This window comes from Micromonospora sp. NPDC049836 (assembly GCF_044465125.1).
Taxonomy (GTDB): Bacteria; Actinomycetota; Actinomycetes; order Mycobacteriales; family Micromonosporaceae; genus Micromonospora.
This window is the reverse complement of record NZ_JBITLH010000011.1, coordinates 216,306-219,942: the sequence shown is the minus strand read 5'-3', so window position 1 is coordinate 219,942 and position 3,637 is coordinate 216,306. Positions and strand designations below refer to the sequence as shown.

The window sequence follows — 3,637 nt, the reverse complement described above, 5'->3', positions numbered from 1 at the left end:
ACACCCACCCCGATCACGGCGGCCCAGCGGAGCAGCCGGCTGACGGTCGGCGTCATCACGGTCACCTCACGCCCGGGCTCGACGGGGGAGTGGCGGGGGGGGGGGGGGGGGGGGGGGGGGGGCGCCCCCCCCCCCCCCCCCCCCCGGTTCCGCTGCCGGGTACCGGGTCCGGCAGCGGGCGGGTTCAGTCCAGTTGTCCCAGCCGTGGGCGGCGTCCCACGGCGATCACCTTCACGCGCTGCCGGCCCGCCCGGACCATGCCCAGCGCCATGAACGCGCCGGCGATCCGCTCCGCCGCCTCCCGGCTGCTCGCGCCGACCACCTGCCGGCGGCGCTCGGGGCTGGTGCGCTCGTTGCGGCCCGTCCCTTCCAGGGGCCGGACGTCGGTGAGGACCACGAGAAAACGGGTCATCGCCGTCCCCTCCCGTCCGCCGGGCGGCATCCGGTCGCCGTCATGCGCTTCCCTCTCCGTCTGCTCGCCGGTGCGGGGGCACGCGGCGATCGGGTCGTGGGGGAGAAAAACCCGATCACCGCGCGCCCCATCCCCTCCGGTCACCCACCACCACCGTCGCCACGACAACCGGCGGTGAGGACGCCATCACAGATTGACACTTGGACAGCCGTGAATGCAACTCTCATCGAAGTTCTCTCATGCCATTCTTCCCGTTGATGTGCGACCATCGATGCATGGCGCCGAAGACCGCCCGGGCCCGACGGCTCGGCATCGCCCTGCGTACCCACCGGGAAGCCGCCGGGCTGACCCTCGAGGCCGCGGCCGACGAGATCAACAGCACCCGCAGCACGCTGTCCCGGTACGAGAACGCACAGACGCTGATCAGCCCGGCCACCGTGCGTGCCCTGCTCACCCTCTACGGGGTGGGCACCGACGAGATCGCCGCGGCGGTGCAGTTGGCCAAGGACGCCCGCAAGCCCGGCTGGTGGGTCTCCTACTCGTACCTGCTGGACCGGCGGACCATCGACTTCATCGCGCTGGAGGCCGAGGCCACCGGCATCGCCAACTTCGAGCCCTCGGTGGTGCCCGGCCTGCTCCAGACCGCCGACTACATCCGCGGCGTTATGCGGGGCGGCCCGCACACCCTCACCGACGAGCAGGTCGAGCAGCGGGTGCACCTGCGGTTGGACCGGCAGCAGCGGCTCACCAGCGACGAACCGCCCATCTTCGACGCCATCATCGACGAGGGCGCGCTGCTGCGCCCGGTCGGCAACCGGTCGGTCATGGAGGCCCAGCTGCGGCACCTGCTCAAGGTGGGTGAGCTGCCCAACATCACCGTCCAGGTCATCCCGCTCGCGGCGGGCTACCACCGGGGGACGCGCGGTTCGCTGCACATCCTCGAGTTCGCCGACCCGGAGGACCCGATGATCGCCTCGGTGGAGACGGTCGCCGGGCAGATGGTCCTGGACCGGCCGGGCGACCTGCGTACCTGCACCAAAATCATGGAGCACCTGCGGACCGTGGCGCTCAGCCCGGCAGCCAGCCGGGACCAGCTCCTCCGCCTGCTGAACGAGAGGTAGATCCGATGAACGGCACGAACGGCCACCGCGCGACGGTCAGCCACTGGCGCAAGAGCAGCCACAGCGGCGACGAGGGGGCGTGCGTCGAGATGTCCCGGCTGGCGCGGGCGGTGGCGGTCCGCGACTCCAAGGACCCGGCCGGACCGGTGCTGGTCTTTCCCCCGGCCGCCTGGGCGGCCTTCACCGCCGCCCCACCGCGCCGCTGACCCCGGCCGCGACCCGGCCGCCGAGGCGGGCGACCCGACCGCCGAGGCGGGCGACCCGACCGCCGAAACGGGCAAGCCGGCGTCAGCGGGCAACGCGGCGCCGAGGCGGGCAAGCCGGCGTCAGCGGGCAACGCGGCGCCGAGGCGGGCAAGCCGGCGTCAGGCGGGTGGCCCGGCGGCGAGGCGGGTCGGCGCCGGGCGCCGGTTCGCCCGGCTCAGCGGGCGACCAGCGGCCCGGCGCCGACCCGGATCGCCTCCAGGGCGGCGATCGCCGCTCCCCGGGCACCGGCCATGTCCCGCTCCGGCACCAGGGCGAAGGTGGCCACCGCGGCCTGCTCGTCCCGGAGCACGGTGTGCTCCCGGACGGTGGCCAGGAACCAGTCGCGGAACTCCGGCGCCGCCTCCACCACCCCACCACCGACGAAGTACGCGTGCGGGTCGGTGAAGTTCGCCGCGATGGTGAACAGCCGCCCCAGGGCCATGGCCTGCTGGGCGAAGACCTGCCGGGCCAGCACGTCGCCCCGCTCGCCGTAGCCGCGGACCAGCTTCGCCGCCCGGCTCGGCTCCTCCGCCGCCAGCGGGTGCCCCGGGTACCGCGCCAACCAGTACGGCAGCAGGTTCCGCTCGATCCCGGTCAGCGAGGCGACGCTCTCCGCGTCCCCGGTGAAGCCGCAGGCGCAGACCGGGGACGACTGGCCGGGCGCGAGCAAGCCGTCGAGCGGGATGTGCACGTGCCCGAACTCCCCCGCCATCCCGGCCGCCCCGCCGACCACCCGGCCGGCCTCCACCACGCCGCCGCCCAGGCCGGTGCCGACGATGGCGGCGACCGAGGAGCGGCTCATCGCGTCCGCGCCGAAGTGGACGTGGTGGGCGTAGAGCGCCGCCGCGTTGCCGTCGTTGGCGTAGCTCACCGGCAGGCCGAGCCGGCGCTCCAGCGCGCCGCGGACGTCGTAGCCGCGCCAGGCGGGCTGGGAGAAGTTGGTCGAGCCGCGCGAGGAGATGACCCCGGTGGCGCTGGCCGGCCCGGGCGTGTCCAGCCCGACGGCGCGGACCAGTTCGCGCGGCACGCCGGTCAGCGCGAGGACCCCGTCGAACGCCCGCGCGAGCGCCTCGATGGCCGCCTCCGGCCCGGCCTGGACCTCGCTCGGGCTCTCCACCAGCCCGTCGACCAGGAACCGGCCGTCCATGGTCAGGACGGTGACGTTGTTGCTGTTGCCGCCGTTGTCCAGGCCCACCACCACCGGCACACCCGCACCGCCCACGGCCACCCCCTCCCACCGAACCTGACCTGAGGCTAGTTCGGTGGACACCGGCCCGCCATGCTTCGCACCCCACCCGCCGCCGCCCCGGCCCCCGACCCCCGGCCGCCGGCGCTCGACCCTCGACCCCCGACCCCCGGCCCCCGACCCCCGGCCCCCGGCCCCCGGCCCCCGGCCCGGGAATCTCCGCCTCCGCCCGGCGGCCGGTCGCCAGAGCCCGGATGTCCCGGGCCCCGGCCCGGCGACCTCCGCCTCCGGCAGCCGGTCGCCGCTCTCGTGCGGCCCGGATGTCCCAGCCCGGCGTGTCGTGGCCGGGACGGCACGTCGCAGATGAGCGATATGCCTCTGCGGCATCTTTATGCCACAGAGGCATATCGCTGACGAGCGGACTCATCTGTCGGTGGGCGACGCCGGGACACGGCCAGCGCGCCGACGGGGCGCGGCCCGGACGCGGACGGCGCGCGGCCGGGGCACCGGCGGGACGCGGCCCGGACGCGGCCCGGACGCGGCCGGGACGCGGCCGGGACGCGGACGGGACGCGGACGGGACGCGGACGGGACGCGGACGGGACGCAGCCGGGACGCAGCCGGGACGCAGCCAGGACGCGGACGGGACGCAGCCGGGACGCGGGCGGCGCCCG

The 3,637-nt window shown here is 75.5% G+C and carries 4 protein-coding genes; 2 read left to right on the top strand and 2 right to left on the bottom strand.

Annotated elements, in window-relative coordinates; translation table 11 throughout:
- Positions 1 to 184 precede the first annotated feature (184 nt).
- Positions 185 to 412 carry a hypothetical protein gene (locus tag ACIBPB_RS26610; RefSeq protein ID WP_357317778.1) on the bottom strand — a complete coding sequence of 76 codons (228 nt, stop codon included), beginning with the start codon at positions 410 to 412 and terminating at the stop codon, positions 185 to 187.
- A 275-nt stretch (positions 413 to 687) separates the two neighbouring features.
- Here ACIBPB_RS26610 and ACIBPB_RS26605 point away from each other — a divergent pair, with 275 nt between their 5' ends.
- Positions 688 to 1,533, top strand: a complete 846-nt coding sequence (locus ACIBPB_RS26605; protein ID WP_046569500.1) for a helix-turn-helix transcriptional regulator — start codon at positions 688 to 690, stop codon at positions 1,531 to 1,533.
- A 5-nt stretch (positions 1,534 to 1,538) separates the two neighbouring features.
- Positions 1,539 to 1,739: a DUF397 domain-containing protein gene (locus tag ACIBPB_RS26600; RefSeq protein ID WP_396842168.1), complete on the top strand. Its 201-nt coding sequence runs from the start codon at positions 1,539 to 1,541 to the stop codon at positions 1,737 to 1,739.
- 214 nt (positions 1,740 to 1,953) lie between these two features.
- Here the strand turns inward: ACIBPB_RS26600 and ACIBPB_RS26595 are convergent, their stop codons facing one another.
- Entirely contained in the window at positions 1,954 to 3,000 is a 1,047-nt protein-coding gene (locus ACIBPB_RS26595) for an ROK family protein (RefSeq protein ID WP_396842167.1), read from the bottom strand.
- Positions 3,001 to 3,637: the final 637 nt, after the last annotated feature.

Excerpts from the sequence above, each read along its gene's own strand:
- ACIBPB_RS26610 (WP_357317778.1), bottom strand. The coding sequence starts at position 412 with ATGACCCGTTTTCTCGTGGTCCTCACCGACGTCCGGCCCCTGGAAGGG.
- ACIBPB_RS26605 (WP_046569500.1), top strand. The coding sequence starts at position 688 with ATGGCGCCGAAGACCGCCCGGGCCCGACGGCTCGGCATCGCCCTGCGT.
- ACIBPB_RS26600 (WP_396842168.1), top strand. The coding sequence starts at position 1,539 with ATGAACGGCACGAACGGCCACCGCGCGACGGTCAGCCACTGGCGCAAG.